21 protein-coding genes are annotated in these 20539 nt (G+C 29.2%); 6 read left to right on the top strand and 15 right to left on the bottom strand.

The features are described 5' to 3' along the window. Positions 1–70: 70 nt before the first annotated feature. Both megL and OW729_RS05410 read right to left on the bottom strand, forming a co-directional pair. On the bottom strand, positions 71–1279 hold the full coding sequence (megL, locus tag OW729_RS05405; protein ID WP_268060456.1) for a methionine gamma-lyase: 1209 nt from the start codon (positions 1277–1279) through the stop codon (positions 71–73). Between the two features lie 266 nt (positions 1280–1545). Continuing rightward, positions 1546–3117, bottom strand: coding sequence for a sigma 54-interacting transcriptional regulator (locus OW729_RS05410; protein ID WP_268060457.1), 1572 nt, complete (start codon positions 3115–3117; stop codon positions 1546–1548). Positions 3118–3369: 252 nt separating this feature from the next. On the opposite strand from OW729_RS05410, the gene OW729_RS05415 reads away from it, so the two are divergent. The 3 genes from OW729_RS05415 to OW729_RS05425 all read left to right on the top strand — a co-directional run bounded on the left by OW729_RS05415 (position 3370) and on the right by OW729_RS05425 (position 7259). Continuing rightward, complete coding sequence (locus OW729_RS05415; protein WP_268060458.1) at positions 3370–5106, top strand: methyl-accepting chemotaxis protein; 1737 nt, start codon at positions 3370–3372, stop codon at positions 5104–5106. A gap of 180 nt (positions 5107–5286) precedes the next feature. Continuing rightward, entirely contained in the window at positions 5287–6870 is a 1584-nt protein-coding gene (locus tag OW729_RS05420) for a DEAD/DEAH box helicase (RefSeq protein WP_268060459.1), read from the top strand. 107 nt (positions 6871–6977) lie between these two features. After that, positions 6978–7259 (top strand): DUF503 domain-containing protein, encoded by a 282-nt coding sequence (locus OW729_RS05425; protein ID WP_268060460.1) that lies wholly within the window; start codon positions 6978–6980, stop codon positions 7257–7259. Positions 7260–7392: 133 nt separating this feature from the next. Here OW729_RS05425 and OW729_RS05430 read toward each other — a convergent pair whose 3' ends face one another. The 11 genes from OW729_RS05430 to OW729_RS05480 all read right to left on the bottom strand — a co-directional run bounded on the left by OW729_RS05430 (position 7393) and on the right by OW729_RS05480 (position 17194). Then, positions 7393–7620 (bottom strand): helix-turn-helix domain-containing protein, encoded by a 228-nt coding sequence (locus OW729_RS05430; RefSeq protein WP_268060461.1) that lies wholly within the window; start codon positions 7618–7620, stop codon positions 7393–7395. Positions 7621–8147: 527 nt separating this feature from the next. After that, on the bottom strand, positions 8148–8723 hold the full coding sequence (locus OW729_RS05435; RefSeq protein ID WP_268060462.1) for a hypothetical protein: 576 nt from the start codon (positions 8721–8723) through the stop codon (positions 8148–8150). Positions 8724–8844: 121 nt separating this feature from the next. Then, positions 8845–9837, bottom strand: a complete 993-nt coding sequence (hypE, locus tag OW729_RS05440) for a hydrogenase expression/formation protein HypE (protein WP_268060627.1) — start codon at positions 9835–9837, stop codon at positions 8845–8847. Positions 9838–9886: 49 nt separating this feature from the next. Next, a complete protein-coding gene (gene hypD, locus OW729_RS05445) occupies positions 9887–10984 on the bottom strand; it encodes a hydrogenase formation protein HypD (RefSeq protein ID WP_268060463.1) in 1098 nt (365 codons plus the stop codon). Then, a complete protein-coding gene (locus OW729_RS05450) occupies positions 10974–11207 on the bottom strand; it encodes a HypC/HybG/HupF family hydrogenase formation chaperone (protein ID WP_268060464.1) in 234 nt (77 codons plus the stop codon). Before OW729_RS05450 ends, hypD begins: the two co-directional genes overlap by 11 nt. Position 11208: 1 nt before the next feature. Then, on the bottom strand, positions 11209–13509 hold the full coding sequence (gene hypF, locus OW729_RS05455; RefSeq protein WP_268060465.1) for a carbamoyltransferase HypF: 2301 nt from the start codon (positions 13507–13509) through the stop codon (positions 11209–11211). 7 nt (positions 13510–13516) lie between these two features. After that, positions 13517–13771, bottom strand: a complete 255-nt coding sequence (locus OW729_RS05460; RefSeq protein ID WP_268060466.1) for a hypothetical protein — start codon at positions 13769–13771, stop codon at positions 13517–13519. Positions 13772–13890: 119 nt separating this feature from the next. Continuing rightward, positions 13891–14346 (bottom strand): hydrogenase maturation protease, encoded by a 456-nt coding sequence (locus OW729_RS05465; RefSeq protein WP_268060467.1) that lies wholly within the window; start codon positions 14344–14346, stop codon positions 13891–13893. Positions 14347–14348: 2 nt separating this feature from the next. Further along, positions 14349–15755 (bottom strand): nickel-dependent hydrogenase large subunit, encoded by a 1407-nt coding sequence (locus tag OW729_RS05470; protein WP_268060468.1) that lies wholly within the window; start codon positions 15753–15755, stop codon positions 14349–14351. A gap of 33 nt (positions 15756–15788) precedes the next feature. Continuing rightward, positions 15789–16673 (bottom strand): hydrogenase small subunit, encoded by an 885-nt coding sequence (locus tag OW729_RS05475; protein ID WP_407647644.1) that lies wholly within the window; start codon positions 16671–16673, stop codon positions 15789–15791. Positions 16674–16711: 38 nt separating this feature from the next. Continuing rightward, positions 16712–17194, bottom strand: coding sequence for a cytochrome b5 domain-containing protein (locus OW729_RS05480; protein WP_268060470.1), 483 nt, complete (start codon positions 17192–17194; stop codon positions 16712–16714). 227 nt (positions 17195–17421) lie between these two features. Between OW729_RS05480 and OW729_RS05485 the strand changes: the two genes are divergently transcribed. Genes OW729_RS05485 through OW729_RS05495 form a run of 3 tightly spaced genes read left to right on the top strand, consistent with a single transcriptional unit; the run spans position 17422 to position 18462 of the window. After that, entirely contained in the window at positions 17422–17646 is a 225-nt protein-coding gene (locus OW729_RS05485; protein WP_268060471.1) for a helix-turn-helix transcriptional regulator, read from the top strand. Next, positions 17643–18275, top strand: a complete 633-nt coding sequence (locus OW729_RS05490; RefSeq protein WP_268060472.1) for a hypothetical protein — start codon at positions 17643–17645, stop codon at positions 18273–18275. Before OW729_RS05485 ends, OW729_RS05490 begins: the two co-directional genes overlap by 4 nt. Positions 18276–18309: 34 nt before the next feature. After that, positions 18310–18462, top strand: a complete 153-nt coding sequence (locus OW729_RS05495) for a hypothetical protein (RefSeq protein ID WP_268060473.1) — start codon at positions 18310–18312, stop codon at positions 18460–18462. Positions 18463–18825: 363 nt separating this feature from the next. Here OW729_RS05495 and speB read toward each other — a convergent pair whose 3' ends face one another. Both speB and speE read right to left on the bottom strand, forming a co-directional pair. Further along, positions 18826–19680: an agmatinase gene (speB, locus tag OW729_RS05500; protein ID WP_268060474.1), complete on the bottom strand. Its 855-nt coding sequence runs from the start codon at positions 19678–19680 to the stop codon at positions 18826–18828. Further along, complete coding sequence (speE, locus tag OW729_RS05505; RefSeq protein ID WP_268060475.1) at positions 19667–20521, bottom strand: polyamine aminopropyltransferase; 855 nt, start codon at positions 20519–20521, stop codon at positions 19667–19669. Before speE ends, speB begins: the two co-directional genes overlap by 14 nt. Between the last annotated feature and the right edge of the window lie 18 nt (positions 20522–20539).

The raw sequence follows: 20539 nt of genomic DNA on the forward strand, positions 1-20539 counted from the left end.
TCAATTATAAAAGGAATCCTTTTATAATTGATTTCTATTTAAAAAATATTTAAATATATGTGAAATCTTATTATTTAACTATTAAATCTAAAGCTTGTTTTAAATCAGCGATTATATCTTCAGCATCTTCAAGACCAACAGATAATCTTATTAATCCATCACTTATTCCTACTGCTGCTCTTTCTTCTGCAGTGTATGGAGAGTGTGTCATTGAAGCTGGATGTTGAATTAATGTTTCAGTATCTCCTAAGCTTACTGCTAATGAAGCTAATTTAACATTATTCATAACAGTTCTTCCGTCATCTACTCCACCTTTAATTTCGAAAGATATCATACCGCCTGGTAATTTCATTTGTTTTTTAGCTAAATCATATTGTTCAAAACTCTTAAGTCCTGGATAGTATACTTTTTCAACTGCTGGATGAGCTTCTAAGAATTCAGCAACTTTCATAGCATTTGCACTATGTTTTTCCATTCTTACTTCTAAAGTTTTCATTCCTCTGATTACTAAGTAAGCATTCATAGGGCTGCAAACTGCTCCTGTTAAATCTTTAACTCCTACTAATTTAACTTGAGTTATAAAGTCTGCTTTACCTGCTGCAAATCCTACTATAACATCTCCATGTCCATTTAAGTATTTAGTTCCTGAATGAAGAACTACGTCAGCACCTAATGATAATGGTTTTTGGATGTATGGAGTATTGAATGTATTATCAACAAATACTAAACAATCTTTGTTGTTTTCGTGAGCCATTTTAGATACTGCTTCTATATCTGTGATTTTTAATGTTGGGTTAGCAGGTGTTTCTAAATATACAACTCTAGTATTTGGTTTCATAGCTTTTTTAACTTCTTCAAGATTAGTTATATCTACAAATGTAACTTCTATACCAAATTTAGTAAGTCCGTGATTTAATAATGCGAAAGTACATCCATAAAGTGTATCAGATGCAACTATGTGATCTCCAGCTTTTAATGCTGTCCATAATGCTGAAGATATAGCACCTATACCAGATGATGTAGCTACAGCTGCTTCTGCTCCTTCTAATAAAGCAATTTTTTCTTCAAGTTCAGTAGCTGTTGGATTTCCAAGTCTTCCGTATATATATCCTGGTTCTTCTAAAGCGAATCTTCTTCCACCTTGTTCTGCTGAATCAAAGATAAATGTAGAAGTTTGAAATATAGGTGTTGCTAATGATCCAAATTGTTTATCTCCTACATGTCCACCATGTATTGCTTGTGTTGCTACGCCCATTTTTTCCATATGTTCTCTATTCATTTATACCTCTCCTTTTGATTAGTATTTATATTAATTTAATACATCTTATTTTTTACGCAATATTATACAAGCAAATACCATGCCAATTTTATTTGATTCTGACGAAACCCTATACCTACCTCTTATGGCAAAAAAAAAACGTTTAAATTCTAATTATTTAACTAAAATTTAAACATTTTAAACCACATTTGCCCTTTTTGTGTAAATTATTCTTTCCACCCGTAAATTATAATTTCCATATGTGTATTATTCTTTCCGAGTGTACATTATATTTTACAATTTATATTATATTTTTTTGTCTTATTTATTATAGTAGTATGGGATACCCCTAAAACTTTTGCAGCTTTGCGACAGCTTTTATATTTTTCTAGCGCCTTTATTATTGCCTCTTTTTCACATATCTCCACTACATCTTTTAGTTTCATCTCTCCATCTAAATCAAAACTCTGAGAACTCGGCTTATTGTAACCTTTAAAATTAATTATTAAATTCTCTAACTTTAATAAATTATTACAACATAAATTCATAGCTCTCTCTATTACATTTTCTAATTCTCTTACATTACCTGGCCAATTATACTCCATTAATGCATTTATAAAGTCCAGTTCTGCTCCTGAGATAGTTTTATTTAATCTTTTATTTAATTTATATATAAAAAAACTTACTAAGTTAGGTATATCCTCAAGTCTTTCTCTTAATGGTGGTATATATATAGGTATTACATTTAATCTATAATATAAATCTTCTCTAAATTCTTTTCTTTTAATCATTTCTTCTAGATTTCTATTAGTAGCTGCAATTATCCTAACATCAACCTTTTCTTCTTTATTACTTCCTATTTTTCTAATAACTCCTTCTTGAAGAACTCTAAGTAGCTTAGCTTGAAGTACCAATGATACCTCCCCTATTTCATCTAAAAATAAAGTTCCTCCATCAGCTTCCTTAAAAAGCCCTTCTTTTCCAGATATATTTGCTCCTGTGAAACTTCCTTTTTCATAACCAAACAATTCACTTTCTATCAAATTATCAGGAAGTGCAGCACAGTTTATAGTAACAAATTTTTTATCTTTTCTATCACTAAGTTTTTGTATAGCTTTAGCAAATACCTCTTTACCAGTACCACTTTCACCTCTTAGTAGAATCGTAGAATTACTTTTAGCTACAGAGGCACACATTTTTTTTGCTCTTTCCATGGGAAAACTATTGCCTATTACGTCATTAAAAGCTCCTGCCTCAGTAGATGAAACTACATTAGCAATCTCTAGAGCTTGCGCAATATCCTTTATTGATGCAACAACCCCAATAGTTTTATTGTTATCATCCTTAACCGGTCTACCCGTTGTAAGATAATGTATATTTCCTTCATCACTTTTTATATTAATTTCAACGTTGTCATATTTTTCCCCTGTTTTAAGCAAAGTTACCATTGGTGCATTTATACTTAAAAAATTATTTATATTGGTTCCAATTATATCTTCTCTTTTACGTCTAAATATTTTTTCACAATAACTATTAAAAATCTCCACCTCTAATTTATTGTTTATAGCCATTATACCTTCATCAACAGAATCTATTGTTGCTAGAATTTTTCTTTCATTCTTCTCTTGTTGCAATAATCCTACTTCTCTTACACTAATAACCCCTTCTAAACTATTTAAAGACTCACTTAAATATTGCTTTATATCTTTATTTATTTCTTCCACCTTTACACAAACTTTTTTGGGGAATACCTCCAAAGAATGTACATTTATATTGAATTTATATATTTGAGATACTATGTCTAATGTCATTCCAATTCTGTCTTTTGTAATTATTTCGAGCCTAATAAAATTTTTCATATTTATCACCCTTATATTAACTATAAAATACTTAAGGCTTAACTTTATAAGTTTATATAAAAAATAAACCCTACATTAATTATATACTAATATGCTACTAAAAAAAACTGTAATTACAACTGTATACACGTTAAATCGCAAAAAAAATTATAATAATAAAAATTTACTGAATATTTTTCTTGTATTTCCTTTATTCATGCTATAATTATTTTATTAAATATTTTCTAATATTTGCACAGGAGGGGTACATAAGTGAAAGAAACAAGCACCATAAAAACAACTACTTTAAGGAAAAAATGGACAAGGAATATAATGCTTCTCATAATATCATTATTTGTAATAATAGATATAATAATGTATCTTTGTATTATTAATTCTATTAAAAGCACTATCAACATAGCAATTCCGACCATCACTAACGGTATAACTAGTAAAATTGAAAAATTAGATTTTTCAAGTCTTGACAGAGAAAAAGAAAACAGTAATATCTATAAAGAAATCGACAAAACGCTTGCAACTCTTCAAAGTAAATCTGATGGTTTTGTAAAAGATATTTTTATAATTTCCAATAACAATGGAAAATGGACATATGTAATTGATAAGTCACAAGAAAGCAGTGCAAAATATGGTGACGAATTTACAAGAACTACAAATTTAGATAAGATAAATGAATCTATTGAAACCAAAGAAATATATGTAGATAACATAAAACATAATTTAAAGGAAAAAACTTCTGCTTCTCAAGTTTATGTTCCTTTAAAATTAGAAAACAAGGAAGTAGTTGTAGGGATTGAATTAAATAATAGTAAATTTATAAAATTTGAAGTTATCATTATATCAGTATTAGTTTTTATAATGATAGTAGCTTTAATAGTAGTTAGATTATTAGTTGGCTTAATGACTAAACACCAAACTAAATCTATTGATGAATTAGTTGAAAATATGAAGCTTATTTCTAATTTAGAGGGAGACTTAACTAAAAGAATCCAAATCAAAAGTAATGATGAAATTGGGGAGTTAGCTAACTATACAAATAAAATGCTAGATACATTCCAAGATGTATTAATTAATATTAGTGATATATCTAAAAAGCTTCAAGACACAAATGAAAATTTCAAAGATTCATTTAATACTGCAAAGTTAGAATTTGAACAAATGGATACTTCTACAAAAGATATAACTACAAGAATTACCAAACAGACAGAAAAATTATCTAGTACTAGTGATAAAATCCGCGAAGTAAATGAAACTATAGTACAAATTGCAAACAATTCTCAGCTAGTAACTGAAGAGGCCATAAAAACAAATGAAAGTGCTATAGAGGGTAGTAAGGTTATGCAAAACCTTGATACAAACTCAAAAGACATAGTGAATGTAGTAAATACCACTTCAGAGGTAGTTGAAAATTTAGTTAAAGAATCAAAAGAAATAAACAATATAATAGTTGCTATATCTTCCATAGCAGAACAAACAAACCTTTTAGCTTTAAATGCTAGTATTGAAGCCGCACGTGCTGGAGAGCATGGGAAAGGTTTTGCTGTAGTCGCTGAAGAGGTTAGAAAATTAGCAGAAGAGTCTGCTAGATGGGCAGATGAAATATCAAAATTAGTTAGCAATATACAAAACGGCATAGAAAACTCAGGTCAATCTATGCAAAATGTAGCTAAAAAAACTTTAGAACAAAATAGTTTTATTGATAAGGTTATAGAAAGATTTAATACTATCAATTCCTCTATTAATGATGTGTCTACTAGAGTAGAAGAAGTATCTTCTTCTACTGAAGAAATATCTGCTAACACTTCTGTAATTACTGAAGAAATTGAAAACTTAGCTATTATATCAGAAGAAAATAATTCTTCTGCTGAAGAAATTGCAGCAGGTATTGACAATGAAGCTAACTCAATGAATAATTTAATGAATATGGTAGAAGAATTATCCACTGTATCATCATATTTAAATGATAAGCTGTCAAGATTAAAGCTACAATAAATAATTTATTTTATGAAAATAAATATAAAATTGTTATATATTCATATTTAAAGTATAATCATCACTTAAATCTCAGCCATTAAACTGAGATTTATTTTTTATATTTAATTGTATATTACACATAATACATATATAATAGTTAAGTTAGGGTTATTTTATTAAATTCGAAAGGAAGTAAATATGGGAAAAATTAAATTTGAAGATTTACCAATATCACAAGAAATAAAAAAAGCTATTGGAGATATGGGATTTGAAGAACCGTCTCCTATTCAAGAAAAAGCAATACCTTTCATATTAGAAGGTAAAGATGTAACGGGTCAAGCTCAAACAGGAACAGGTAAAACAGCTGCTTTTGGAATTCCATCACTAGACTCCATTGATCCTAAAAATGATAAATTACAAGCTTTGATTTTATGTCCAACAAGAGAATTAGCTATCCAAGTTACAGAAGAGTTAAATAAACTTGCTAGATATAAAAAAGGTATCAGCACATTAGCTGTTTATGGTGGGCAGCCAATTGACCGTCAAATTAAAGCTCTAAAAAGAGGAGTTCATATAGTTATAGGTACTCCTGGAAGAGTCATGGACCACATGAGAAGAAAAACACTTAAATTTGATGATGTAAAAATGGTTATTCTAGATGAAGCAGATGAAATGCTTGATATGGGATTCAGAGAAGATATAGAAACTATAATAGAAGATATGCCTAAAAATAAGCAAATGATTTTATTTTCTGCAACAATGCCAAAACCAATTATAGATTTAAGTAAAAAGTATCAGAAGAATCCCCAAATGATAAAAATAACACACAAACAATTAACCCTTCCAAGTATTGAACAAAAATATTTAGAAGTAAAAGAAGGTTCTAAAATAGAGGTTTTATCTAGACTTATCGACATACATAACCCTAAACTTTCTGTAATATTTTGCAACACAAAGAAAAAAGTAGATGATGTTGTAGCCGCTCTACAATCTAGAGGTTATTTTGCTGACGGACTTCACGGAGACATGAAGCAAATTCAAAGAGATCGAGTTATGAATAAATTCAGAAACGGAGTTATTGAAATATTAGTAGCAACAGATGTTGCAGCTAGAGGTATAGATGTAGATGATGTAGAATTTGTGTTCAATTATGATTTACCTCAAGATGAAGAATATTATGTTCACAGAATAGGAAGAACAGGTAGAGCAGGTAGAGAAGGGAAAGCATATAGTTTTATATCTGGTAAAGAAATTCGCAAACTTAAAGATATCGAAAGATATACTAAATCAAAAGTTAAAAGAGAAGAAATTCCATCTCTTGATGACGTAGAGGAAGTTAAAATAAGCGCTTTCTTAGAAAAAATAAAATCTGTTATAGATGAAGGTCACCTTGGTAAATACATTGACTATATAGATAGATTACTTGATGAAGATTATGTATCTATAGATATAGCTGCTGCCTTATTAAAAATCGCTACTGGCGAAGAAAAGAAAACTGAAATAGAAACTCATCATGAATTTGATAATACGGGTGCAGAATCAGGTATGGTTAGACTGTTTATAAATTTAGGTCGTAATCATCAAATAAGAGAAAAAGACATAATTGGAGCCATAGCAGGTGAAACAGGAATAAAGGGTAAATTGATAGGTAAAATTGATATTTATGATAAGTTCTCTTTTGTTGAAGTTCCTAAAGATTGTGCCTCTCAAGTAATAAGTGTGATGAAGAACAATACAATAAAAGGGAAGAAAATAAATATAGAACCTGCAAACTCAAGATAAATCTACTATAATAAAGTATAAAAATAAAGAAATATAATAATATATACTAAATGAAATAATTTTTTAGTAGAGTATTATCTATTATCAATTATTGGGGAGTGTATATAATGATTATAGGAGCTGCAAAAGTTTATGTTTATGCTAGTTGGGTTCATTCTCTTAAAGAAAAAAGAATGGAAGTAAAGAGTATTATTGCAAAAGTTAAACATAGATACAATGTTTCTATAGCAGAAATAGAGAATCAAGATTTCCATCAATCTATAGTTTTAGGTATTGCTTGTGTAAGTAACAGCACAAAACAATCTAATGCTATAATTCAAAATGTAGTAAATTATATAGAAGGAAATACAGAAGGATTTATTGAAAAGGTTGATATAGAAATTTTATAGATACATCTTTATTTTAATTTCTAGTCCTATATCCTTAATATTATAATAAAACATAATATATTTCTTTATAAACCAAAAAGGTTGTTTTCTTCTCTTAAAAACAACCTTTTTATTATTAAAATTTTAAAATACTTTAATACTCTCCGGTTACTACTAGGTCATCTATTTTACATCGTAAAATGTTTGCAAGAACCACAACTTTCTCAAGACTAGGATTTTTTTTATCACCTCTCTCTAATTCCTCTAAATATGACTTAGAAATAGAAGTTTCGTATTTTGGGTTCTTTGTAAGATTTTCAATATCTCGAGCTGTGTACCCCAAATTCATCCTAAATTCTCTAACCTTCTTACCATTTAACATAATAGAGACCCCCCTTATTAAAGTATAAAGCAAAACTAGTTTAGATGAAGTTCCACTTAATATGAAATTCTCATAGAACTAATTTAGTAGTCCAATGACATATCCCCTTATTTCTTATTAAAAATTTCAGAGTAACTATAATCAGATAAAAAGTTTTTACAATCTAATTATAATACTTTTTGAAGCTGAAAAATAGTTTTAAAATATGTTTTTACACTTATTTAATATTATTTATGCTAAATATTCCTTATATATAATAAAAATCACACTATAAAATATATTAAATTATATTCAATTATTTTATAATAAATCACCTAATACACACTACTTAAAGATCTTTTTTAATAATTTAATCTTATTCTTATATGGAGGATATCTTAAAGAAAGTTCTACTAGATTACTTTTATTTACAATACTCTTTTTATGAATTTATTATACTATAAAATAAAACAGCTACTAGTAAATTTGCTTTGCTAGTAGCTACTCCCTCTGTTCTTATTTATATGTTTCCAATATTAGATAAGTTATCATTTATACTCTTCCTCATATTTTTCTATCATATTATCATAGTAACTTTCAAACATAACTGAGTTATATTCAGTATCATACACTTTATCAAATCCCAATGACTTGGCTAATTTATACCCTTTATCAGATACAACATCACCTAAAATCTTATTAAAAATAACTCCCTTTTCTTTTAACTGTCTTGTATTATCATAAAACCCCCGAAGTAAATACCTTAGTGCATCTGTCCCCTGATATTTAGGATCTAAAACTATAGAAAATAAATATAAATTATTTATCTCTCCTTTTTTATACTTTTTTATATTTTCAACAGGTATAGTTAAGTCTTGAAAGACCTCACCTTTTCTTATTTCTGAATAACTTTCATCTTCAATAGGGAGATAGCAAAAATACCCTACCAAATCTTCCTTATCATAAATCATAGTTATAATGTAAGGATTTTTTAAAAACCATTTAGTCATAAAGTCTATGTTTGTCCAATATTTTTCTTCATAAACCTTTTTATCTAAATCAATAATTGCTTTTATCATCTCTGGTCTTATCTTTTTTCCATTTAAAATAGTAAGTTTACTCAAAACTAATACCTCCATCTTAAGCTAATATACTTTTAGTATTTAATATATGCTAATTTTCATTAATATATATTATACTATTGAGGCTTATATTTACAATATGCCACTCATCCATAACATGAGTTTAGCATATTCTAGGTAATATTTGCGTATCTAAGCTTCCTAATATCCTCTTTCCTCCAAAGTCATTCTCTATATAAACAAATTCATATTCATCTGTAAATTCTCCAATAATACTTGCATTATCACAATTGAATTCTTTTACTAATACTTTCACTATATCTTCTGAATCATATTTATCCACTACTAACACCATTCTTCCCTCACAAGCTAAATATAAAGGATTAATACCAAGCATTTCATTTATAGACTTCACTTCATTACTTATAGGAATTTTACTCTCAAAAATATGTAATCCCAATTCAGATTGATTAGCTATCTCATTTAATATTTGCCCTATTCCACCTCTTGTTGCATCTCTCATAAATTTTATACTTCCATAATATCCTTGTAAACAGTCCAAAATAGAGTTTAATGGTGCACAATCACTCTCAATTCTGCCTTTAACCTTTAAATTATATCTATCTACAGCTATTGCTGTCCCATGTTCTCCAACCGTTCCTGTTACTATTACTCTATCTCCTTTTTCTATTTTATTAGAAAAATAATTTTTCACAATTCCAACACCAGATGTATTTATAAAAACTTTGTCTACTTTTCCTTTTGGAACAACTTTCGTGTCTCCTGTAACTATATTTACCTTAGCCTGTTTGCAGGTATCTTTCATAGACCTTGCTATCTTTTTTAAATCCTGCATAAGAAATCCTTCTTCTATAATGAAACTTGAGCTTAAATATAACGCTTCTGCTCCACATGCTGTCAAATCATTTATAGTTCCACAAACAGCTAGCTTGCCAATATCTCCTCCTCTAAAAAATATAGGATTTACAACAAAAGAATCTGTTGTAAAAGCGATTTTATTGCTAGGGATATCTAATAAAGCAGAATCTCCATTTTTTAAAAGAATATCATTTTTAAATTCTTCATAAAATATATCCCTTATTAATGTCTCAGTATACTTTCCTCCTTCTCCATGTATAAGCTGTACACTTTCCATACTCACTTTCTACCACCCACCTATTCATAAATTTTAAATGGATTTTTAATTATAAGTAATATTTGTAGTATGTAGAACATGTTCCTTCCTGAGATACCATACATGGTCCATGAGGGTTCTCAGGACTACACTTTTTTTTGAAAAGTTCACATTGAAAAGGATATATATTTCCCATCAAAACATCTCCACACCTACATTCAGACCTACTAATTGTATGATTATTAAAATAACCTTTTAATTTAAATCTATTAATAGCATCTAGCTTAGAATATTTGTTTCCTATAATTAAAGCTGAACCTTTAACATTTCCAATTCCTCTCCATATAACGTCATCTATTTTAAATATCTCCTGTACTAATCTTTTAGCTATAGTGTTTCCTTTAGGACTAACCAATCTTTTATATAGATTTTCAAAACCAGCTTCATTACGCCCTCTATTCTTTTTACTAATATTCCTAACTAAAAAATAAATTCCACCTAGTATGTCTTCTGCTTCAAATCCACATATTACTGAAGGTATCTTATACTTTTCATAAATAAACTTAAAACTATCCTCGCCACTTATCACAGCAACATTTCCCGGGCAAATTATTCCATCTATATTTCTGTTTTGGATATTTAAAATCTTTTCAAGTATAGGTGGCATTATTTTTATAGAGGTTAAAAAAGATAAGTTCTTAATTTTACCTATATATGTTTGATTTACAAGAGAAGCAATTAGAGGGGCAGTCGTTTCAAATCCTACCGCTAAAAATACAGCTTCCTTTGGATAAATTTCTTTAGCTATATTTATAATTTCACTTACAGAATAGATTATTCTTACATCTCTTCCCTTTGATTTTTCAGTAAGCAGATCACAATTATAGCCTTTAACTCTCACTAAATCTCCAAAGGTAATTATAGTTATTCCTTCTGAAGCTAAATCCACAGCAGCGTCTATATATTCTTCACTAGTAACACATACAGGGCATCCGGGTCCAGATAATAATTTTATCTTATTAGAAATAACACTTTTTATACCACTCTTTGCTATAGAGTTAGTGTGTGTACCGCATACCTCCATAAGGTTTATATTATCTTGATGTGTATTCTCTGCCAATTTATTTATATTTTCTATTACTTTTTTTACCTTATTATTATCCATCATAATCATTATCTTCTTTCAACATTTCTTCTAGGGTATCATTCAAATACTGAAAATACTCCTTATTCACTTTCTCAATAGCAAATCCCGCATGAATTAACACATAGTCCCCTTTTTTTACATCAGCAATAAGTTCTACATTAACACATGTCTCTATTCCCTTAATGTCTACAGAACCAAAAGGTCTATCTAAACTTTTTATCCTACCACATACTGCAAGGCACATATTATATACCCCTCTCTTTTAAAATTTCATCAGCTATAGCAACTTGTCCTAAAGAAATTCCACTATCATTAGTAGGTATATTTTCATTGAAAAACACTAAAAAACCTTTATCTCTTAAATTTCTATATGTGTTCTTTAATAAATATTCATTTTCAAATACTCCACCACTTAAAACAACCTCATTTATCTTAAAATCTTCTCTTAACTTACATGCCATTTCAACAGTAATGTCTGCAATAGTATTATGAAACTTAGAGCTTATATCTGAAATTTCCTCATTTTCTTTAATCTCTTGTAATATATTCATAATCATAGGAACATAATCTACTATATACACATCATCTTCTTTTTTTATTACATAATCATACTTTCCATAGACATTTTCCTTTGCAACGCTTTCTAGCTCTATAGCTCCCTGCCCATCATAAGCTATTCTCTCTCTTACTCCTAAAATAGAAGATACAGCATCATATAATCTACCCAAACTTGATGTTTTATAACAGTTTATATTACAATCTAAAGCATAACAAATATTATTAATGGTTTCCTTATCTATATCGCCCTTTAAAAATCCCCTGATCCTTTTTAATCCAAATCCAACCATTTCTTTATTGCTAATAGCCTTTAAATAACTTATTCCTATTTTCCATATATTCTTTTGAGCAGAATCCCCTCCTTGGACCTTTGTATATCTAAAATGTCCTGCTCTTTTAAACTCATGTTTATTCCCAATTAAAAACTCTCCTCCCCAAAACATCCCATCTGTACCAAACCCAGTTCCATCATATATTATTCCTATAACATAATCCGATATGTTATGTTCTAACATGCAGCTTGCCATATGAGCATGATGGTGTTGAATCTGTATCTTAGTACATTTTTCACTATTTCCATAAGTGGTTGACATATAATTAGGATGAGCATCCACAGATATAATTTCAGGTTTAAATTCAAAAATATTATTCATATTCTTTATAGCTTTTCTATATTCTTTATAAGCCCCTAACTCCTTCAAATCTCCAAGATATTGGCTCATATAGACAATTCCATCTAGAGAAAAAGAAAAAGTACTTTTCTCTTCTGCTCCACAAGCTAATATTTTATTTTTTATTTTTCTATCAAGATTATAAGGCGCATGTCCCCTACCTGATCTACTAACTATAACCTTTTCTTCCAAAACCTTAACCACAGAATCATCCACTGGGGTATTTATCTCTCTATTATTTAATAAAAAATAATCCACTATATTTGAAAGATTTTTTAAAGCTCCTTCATTTGTATACTCTATTGGCCTGCCACTAATATTACCGCTAGTCATAACAAGAGGACCTACCCCCTCAGCAAATAATAGATAATGTATGGGAGTATAAGGTAGCATCACTCCATACTTTTTTATTCTAGGAGCTATATTATAAGAAAGTTTCCCACTATCCTTTTTTCTCAAAAGAACTATAGGTCTCTTATTACTTACAAGAATTTCTTCCTCTTTTCTAGTTAAAAAACAATACTTTTTAACCTGCTGAATATCCTTCATCATTAACGCTAGCGGCTTGTCTATTCTCATTTTCCTTCTTCTAACTTCATTAATAGATTCTTCATTTGTAGCACTACATACTATATGAAAGCCACCTATACCTTTAATACCTAATATTTTCCCTTTTTTCAATAACTCTGCACTCTCTTTTATTTCATCTATACACTGTATTTTTTCTCCTCTATTATCAGTCAAAACAAGCTCAGGCCCACATTCTACACAACACGTGGGCTGAGCATGAAATCTTCTTGTCTCAGGATCTTTATATTCTTTATCACATATATCACACATTTTAAATATATTCATAGTTGTACTACATCTATCATAAGGAAGCGACTTTATTATTGAGTATCTTGGACCACATAAAGTGCAATTGGTAAAAGCATATCTATATCTTCTGGATTTTTTATTGAATATGTCTTGAATGCATTTATTACAGGTCGCAATATCAGGAAGAATAAATTTCAATTTTGTGCTTGCGCTTATACTCTTTTTTATAATAAAACGTTCATATTCCTCTACTCTTTTTTCAGTTACTTCTATTTGCTTAATTTCTGCAAGTTTAGGTGGTTTTTTTACAACGTCTATAAGAAACTGTTCCATTTTCTCCTTTATACCTTCTGCATTAATAATTACTGCTGAATCGCAGTTGTTGACCCACCCTTTAATATCTAATTCTTTTGCCTTCTTATAGATATAAGGTCTAAACCCTATTCCTTGAACAACTCCATATATTTTTACTATATAAGCTATTTTATTGTTTTTCATTTTATATCTATATTTTTTCCCCCTCAACTTTTTTAATGACAGCCATAAGTTCAGGCATATCTTCATAATTTACTTTCACCTGAGTATTTTCATCAACGACCTCACTATTTAAGTCTACAAGATGCTCTAAAAGATTTTTTTCAGTTATATGGCTGCTAAATCCAACAGAAATATCTATTAAAGTTACCTTCTTTAAATTATTCTTTCTGCAAACTTCATTAATCCCCTTAGATATATTTTGCATTAAAAATGAATCATGCATTTTTAAATCCCCCTTTTAATATTATCTATTTTAGACTTTATTTTAATTTAATCATATATTTAAAAATCCCTTTAGCACCTACTGGTTGCTATTGCCTATTTATTCTTCAACTTAAATAATTACTCATGAGAAGTTTTAGAAACTATAACATTGTACACTTCTTTCTTTATATTATTAAAATTTTGTAAGAGTTCTTTGCTTAACTCTATACCATAATCAATTTCCGAAGCTTCTATACCTACAATATATCCATATACATTTTGAAAATCATAGCTATTTAAAAGTTTTATAAGACTTAATTGATGCTGAGAATATCCTTTTTCAAAGAACTTCTCTCCCTTTTTAATATCTATAACAGTAATCTTGCCTGGTTTTATTCCATACAAAGTAGAATCTAAAATAAATATAAAGTCTCCATTCTCTATAAAACTTAAACAATAATCTACATCTGTTTCTCCTATTATCACTTCAAATCCCAACTCTTTTAAATCTGCCTTTAATTCATCTCCAATTAATACCCCAATAGCATCATCCTTCATTATTCTATTTCCTATTGCTACTAATTTCTTGCCCATTATTACACCACCCTTATGTCTATTGGTGAAAATTCATTGCTCAAAACATGAGTTGCACAAGAAACACAAGGATCAAAGGACCTAACTATTCTTCCTATTTCAACAGGAACATTAGGATTTTCCACATGAGTTCCTATCAAAGCCTCTTCTAGAGCACCTGGAACTCCATTAGAGTCTTTAGGAGATAAGTTCCATGTACTAGGAGTAACTATCGTGTAGTTTTTTATCTGTCCTTCTTCAATATTTGTATAATGAGCTAAAGAACCTCTTGTAGTATCTATAAATCCATATCCCACAGCATTGTTACTCAAAGTATACGCTTTATTTGTGCTGTTCTTAGGCACTATTCTGTTAAGAAGTTGAATAATAATATTAGATATTTTTTCAGCCTCTAATGCTCTAGCCACGATTCTATTCATAGTAGAAATTCCATCTTTATAATCTCCACTTATATACATTCTTGCAAGAGGCCCAACTTGCATTACATTCTCATTATATCTTGGAGCTTTTATCCAACTGTATCCTTCTTCTTTAAGAGGGGCTTGTTCCCAATTATTATCTGGTATATTTAAAGTATTCTGTGGTGCTTTATACCAAGACCTATATATATTTTCAGTTATTTTTGAAGTATCTAATTTCTCTTCTTTTCCGCCTATAATAACTCCTGGAGACACATAATAAACTTCCTTTCCGTAATTATCAAATACTCCATAAGTCATTAAATTCTCGTTTCCTGTACCTATTTGAAAATAATCTTTATAATATTTTGAAACTACACATACATCTTCAATCATGTTATTTACAATAAAATCTCTAATCTCTGTTATAAGGGCTTTTAATTGAACAATTTTTTGAGCTGTTATATTAACTGTAACTCCTCCAGCAAAAACTCCATGATTGTGAGGTGCTTTTCCTCCTAAAACAGCTAATGCTTCATGAGCCTTCCTGCTGTAAATTAAAGAGGTAAAATAATTTTTTCTAAGCTTTTCGCTTTCTTTTTCAGGAATTCTAAAATCATTGTGTGTTACTGAATATATTGGATTTACATTAAAATTCTTTACATAATCAGGAAGAACATATTGATAGAAGTGTCTTAAATGATTTTGTAGAAATTCACATCCATGAAGTACATCTCTTATCATTTCTTCATTTCTATCAGGTTGTATATTAAAAGCATTTTCAAGAGCTCTAGCAGAAGCCATAGAATGTGCCGTAGAACAGATTCCACAAATTCTTTCAGTAAAATAAATAGCATCAAGAGGAGACCTTCCTTTTAACATCTTTTCAAATCCTCTAAAAAGCATCCCCTGACTTTTAGCATCTATAATTTTATTTTTTTCTATATAAGCTGTTATCTGCAGAAAACCACTTATTCTTGTAACAGGATTAATAACCACCTTATCTGGCATATCCCCACCTCATTTAAATAAACTTGCTTATTTTTATATATTAATAAATGGCTCCATAGCATCTGGAAAACCTTTTTGAGCACATCCTATGCATGGAGTATTGTCACCAATAGGCCAATTTACATAATCATCCCATTTTCTAGTAGGACAATCTGTCTTTGTAACAGGTCCTCTACATCCCAATTTAAACATACATTCTTTTTCTCCCACAGATTTTGCAAATATTCTTTTTTCAAAATATGATCTTCTAGGACAAATATCATGTATTGTCACTCCATAAAAAACCGTAGGTCTTCTATCTTCATCTAATTCAGGTTCGCCAAACAATATTAAACTAGCAACAGTTCCCATAACCCAATCTGGATGAGCTGGACATCCTGGTACCCTTATCACTTCTTTATTAACTTCTCTCTTTATAAAATCAGCAGCACTTATGCATTCAGAAGGGTTAGGCCTAGCTGCTGAAATTCCTCCATAAGATGCACATGTACCTACAGTAAGTATATATTTAGCTTTTTCTGCTGCTCTTTTAACTTCTTCCATCCCCGTTATTTCTTTACCTTTATAACTACCAACAATGTTATATATTCCATTGTCTTTAGTGGATACAGCACCATCAACTATAAGTATGAATTCTGTATTAAGTGCTGCTAACAATTCCTCTTGAGCTTCTTCTCCTTGAGCTGTCATTATGCTATTGTTATATTTTAAATTCACCATATCCGTTAAAAAATATCCTACATTAGGAGCACATCCATTTAACAATGAAATTATATTTCCTGAGCAACCCGCAGCTTCAATCCAAACTAAATTCATCTTTTTTTTATTGCCATTTTGTATTTGAGAAACGGCTAAATTTACTAGTCTCTGAGCTATGGAGGTTTTGGACTTTAATATTGGACATGAATTATCAACCACCACTTATTCCCCCCCTAATTTTTAGCTAAATTTTATAATTACTTTTGAAGAATTCCTACTTGTTTTAAGTTCCTTAAAATTTTATCTTTATCATGGCAAGAATTCATTTGTTCACTTAAATCGTTACCTGCTTTAAGCCCCAAATGAGTTCCTCCTGCCCAAGCTGCTTCATAAGTTACATCATAAACAATACCATCAATAGCTATATAAGCGGCATTGTCTCCTTCTCCATCATATTTTGCAAGCTCATCTAAAGTAAAGACTCGCTGTCTCATACTCATATAATTCTTCTTCAAGTTTTCTCCATCTATTATGTCCCCCATATCTTCATATTCATTTTGAATATCTCTCATATTGCATAAAAAATTTTTTAAAACATTAATTTTATACATTTCCTGTTGAATTAAACTATCATAAAACATCTTCTCATATAAATTACTACTCATGTATCTGATATTTTGAAGCTCATCTATATTTTGTTTCATTCTATTTATTAGTTTCTTGCATGCTTTACAGTCCATATAACCTTTTCTCCAATAAACGCTTACTTTAAATACTATGCATAAAGTTCTATTAAAATACGCCACTGAAACAAAATCTTAGAGCAATTTTATTTTAGTAATTAGTTCTAAATAACTAAATTTTTTAATTATTCACGTATATACACAACAAAATGTTGTATATAGTTGACATTTGTATTTGTAAATAGTAATATTAAATTATAAATAACAATAATCTGAGGTGTGACATGGTTAAAAGGAAAAAATTATTTAATACAAAAATAAAAGTACTTAGAGCTGAAAAAAACTTAACTCAAGAAGATTTAGCCATAGACTTAGGTGTTAATAGAGGTACAATCTTAGAAATTGAAAGAGGAACTTTTAACCCTTCCTTAAAACTTGCTTTCGCTATAGCTAAATACTTTGATAAAACAGTAGATGAAATTTTTGAAATTTTGGAGGATGAAGAATGATGCTAACTACAAATAATTTATTAATATCTCTGAATATAATATTTGTTTCTCTTATAAGTTGTTCATTTCTAATAACATTATTAGGCGAAAAAGACGAATTAGAACTTTATTCATTTAATAACTCATTGAAAAATTCTGTTGTAATTGTTACTTTATGCCTATTAGTATATAGTTTTTATCTATTAACATTAGGTAAAACTACTATTAGTATAAACACTATTTTATTCACCATAGAAGCAGTAGCACTTTTAAGCATGATTTTTTACTTTTTAGAACTGAAAGGATTAAGTTTTTCTATTAAAATAAAAAATAAAAAATTTGCAAACATTCTAATATATATTTCTATAGTTATAAGTGTTCTATCTACAATCAGCCTTGTTTTTAAACCTGATTTTTTTGCAAATGAGAAAGGATTAATACGATATGACGAATTAATCTTATATATAAATGTAATTTTATTAGGACTTATAATACCACTTTTTCCTTCGAAAAAGAAAAGTATCTCAAGAGAAGAGTATAAAAAAGAACAGAAAGAACTCAACAAAATTTTTAATATTTTCCTTTTAATTTATTTGATATTTATGGTTGGATTAATCGGATATGTGATTTACAAAACAGTGTTAAATTAAACTATCGCCATATTTTTTAGAGGAGGACTTTTACATGAATAATAAAACCAGCTATGAAATAAATATTCTTAAACAAATTGATTGGGTGTTTATAATATTTTTGCTTGGTATTTTAGGAACCCCATTTTTTACCTATTCTTTTATTATATCATTAATTACTTGTCTATTTATAAAAGAAAATAATTAAAAAGATTTAATTGTTCAAACTAAGGTATGTTTGAAGAAATTGTTGTTTAGTAAAATTAAAATGCTACTTTATAAAAACACTATTATAAGTTACAATAAATAGGGTTGGAATCTTAATGGCGGTAGAAATTAGATAAACGCTATAATGAAAAATATTATAAACGACTTTTATTTTGGAGGATTTTTAATGGATAATTCAAGCTTTTTCCCTTTATTAGCAGGGTTACTTGTAGTTATTTTTATTGTCTGCTTTGGATATTTTACTGAAATTAGAAATAAAAATAAATAAACATAAGTGTTTAAAATTTAAAAATTTAACTAAAAACAAAAATGCTACCTTTTTAGATAGCATTTTTTATTATCTTTATTTTGATATTGCTAACACCAATTCTCTTAATATCTTACAAGCAACTGCATTTGATACCCCACTTGTATCGTACTGTGGAGATAATTCAACAATATCAGCACCTACAATATTTAAATCCTTCATAAGATTTATAGCCTCCACCATTTCCTTAAAAGTTATTCCACCTGGCTCAGGTGTACCTGTTCCTGAAAAAATAGAGGGATCTAAAACATCTAAATCTATAGTTATATATACCGGGCTATTGCCTATTTCTTTAACTGCTTCTGCTAGTCCATCACAAGAAAACTTTGTTAAATTCGTATGCTCTTTGGCCCATTCAAATTCCGTTTTCTCTCCTGATCTTATTCCAAATTGATATATTTTATTGTCTCCAAGGAAATCCCAAACCCTTTTTATAACTGATGCATGAGATAATTTTTCTCCCATATAATCTTCTCTAAGATCAGTATGAGCATCAAAATGAATTAGATACATATGATTATACTTTTCATACACAGCATTAATAGCAGGTAGAGATACGAGATGTTCTCCTCCTATCATAACGGGTGTTTTATCATCTCTTACAATTTCTGATGCAAACTCATAAATTAAATTTAGAACTTTTTCTGTATTTCCAAAAGGAAACTCTAAATCTCCTGCATCAAACACATTTACACATTCCAAATCTTTATCTAAATAAGGACTATATGTTTCAAGCCCATAAGATTCATTTCTCATTATATTAGGTGCAAATCTAGTTCCTGGTCTAAAAGAAGTTGTTCCATCAAAAGGGCTTCCAAAAACAATTATGCTTGACTCCTCATATTCATTGTCAAATCCCATAAAAGTTGATACATTTTTAGATGTTTTCATTTTTCAACATCTCCTTAACATAAGTAGGTAAGGCAAATGCTCCTACATGAATGTCTGTGTTATAATATTTAGTCTTTATGCCTAAGTTATTCCATCTTTCAGCATCTAAATCTTTTATTGGATCTAATGCCTTTGAAGCAAATCCAAATAGCCAATGTCCTGATGGATAGGTTGGCATATGGTACTGATACGCCTTCGCTATAGGAAATATTTTACTAATTTTATTATGTGCTCTTCTCATCTCTCTAGCATTCTGAGAATAATAAGGACTTTCATTTTGGTTTACCAGGATTCCTTTTTCCGTAAGTGCTCTATAACAATTTGTGTAAAACTCTGTTGTAAAAAGACCTTCTCCTGGTCCTATTGGATCAGTTGAATCCACTAGTATAAGATCATACATATTATCTTTTCCTTGTACAAACTTTATTCCATCTTCAAAATATAAATTTACCCTAGGATCATCTAGTTTTGATGCTGTAAAAGGAAGATACTGCTTTGAAGCTTTAACAACAACTTCATCTATCTCAACCATATCTATTTTCTCTATAGTACTATATCTTGTTAATTCCCTTACTGTTCCTCCATCTCCCGCTCCAATTACTAGAACACTTTTGATTTCTGGGTTAGTTGCCATAGCAACATGAGTTATCATATCATGATATATAAATTCATCCTTTTGGGTTACCATAACAAGTCCGTCTATTGTAAGAAGTCTACCAAACTCTTCAGTTTCAAAAACATCTATTTGTTGAAAATCGCTTTTTTCAGAGTAAATGTGCTTCTTTACCTTGGTAGAGAATCTCACATTATCTGTATGTTCTTCAGTGTACCACAATTCCATTACCATTACCTCCGGGAC

Source organism: Clostridium brassicae (genome assembly GCF_026738875.1).
GTDB classification, from domain to species: Bacteria; Bacillota; Clostridia; order Clostridiales; family Clostridiaceae; genus Clostridium_H; species Clostridium_H brassicae.

Coding starts and splice junctions, on each gene's coding strand:
- megL (WP_268060456.1), bottom strand. CDS start 1,279: ATGAATAGAGAACATATGGAAAAAATGGGCGTAGCAACACAAGCAATA.
- OW729_RS05410 (WP_268060457.1), bottom strand. CDS start 3,117: ATGAAAAATTTTATTAGGCTCGAAATAATTACAAAAGACAGAATTGGA.
- OW729_RS05420 (WP_268060459.1), top strand. CDS start 5,287: ATGGGAAAAATTAAATTTGAAGATTTACCAATATCACAAGAAATAAAA.
- OW729_RS05425 (WP_268060460.1), top strand. CDS start 6,978: ATGATTATAGGAGCTGCAAAAGTTTATGTTTATGCTAGTTGGGTTCAT.
- OW729_RS05430 (WP_268060461.1), bottom strand. CDS start 7,620: ATGTTAAATGGTAAGAAGGTTAGAGAATTTAGGATGAATTTGGGGTAC.
- hypE (WP_268060627.1), bottom strand. CDS start 9,837: ATGGAAAGTGTACAGCTTATACATGGAGAAGGAGGAAAGTATACTGAG.
- hypD (WP_268060463.1), bottom strand. CDS start 10,984: ATGATGGATAATAATAAGGTAAAAAAAGTAATAGAAAATATAAATAAA.
- OW729_RS05450 (WP_268060464.1), bottom strand. CDS start 11,207: ATGTGCCTTGCAGTATGTGGTAGGATAAAAAGTTTAGATAGACCTTTT.
- hypF (WP_268060465.1), bottom strand. CDS start 13,509: ATGAAAAACAATAAAATAGCTTATATAGTAAAAATATATGGAGTTGTT.
- OW729_RS05460 (WP_268060466.1), bottom strand. CDS start 13,771: ATGCATGATTCATTTTTAATGCAAAATATATCTAAGGGGATTAATGAA.
- OW729_RS05465 (WP_268060467.1), bottom strand. CDS start 14,346: ATGGGCAAGAAATTAGTAGCAATAGGAAATAGAATAATGAAGGATGAT.
- OW729_RS05470 (WP_268060468.1), bottom strand. CDS start 15,755: ATGCCAGATAAGGTGGTTATTAATCCTGTTACAAGAATAAGTGGTTTT.
- OW729_RS05480 (WP_268060470.1), bottom strand. CDS start 17,194: ATGGACTGTAAAGCATGCAAGAAACTAATAAATAGAATGAAACAAAAT.
- OW729_RS05485 (WP_268060471.1), top strand. CDS start 17,422: ATGGTTAAAAGGAAAAAATTATTTAATACAAAAATAAAAGTACTTAGA.
- OW729_RS05490 (WP_268060472.1), top strand. CDS start 17,643: ATGATGCTAACTACAAATAATTTATTAATATCTCTGAATATAATATTT.
- OW729_RS05495 (WP_268060473.1), top strand. CDS start 18,310: ATGAATAATAAAACCAGCTATGAAATAAATATTCTTAAACAAATTGAT.
- speB (WP_268060474.1), bottom strand. CDS start 19,680: ATGAAAACATCTAAAAATGTATCAACTTTTATGGGATTTGACAATGAA.
- speE (WP_268060475.1), bottom strand. CDS start 20,521: ATGGAATTGTGGTACACTGAAGAACATACAGATAATGTGAGATTCTCT.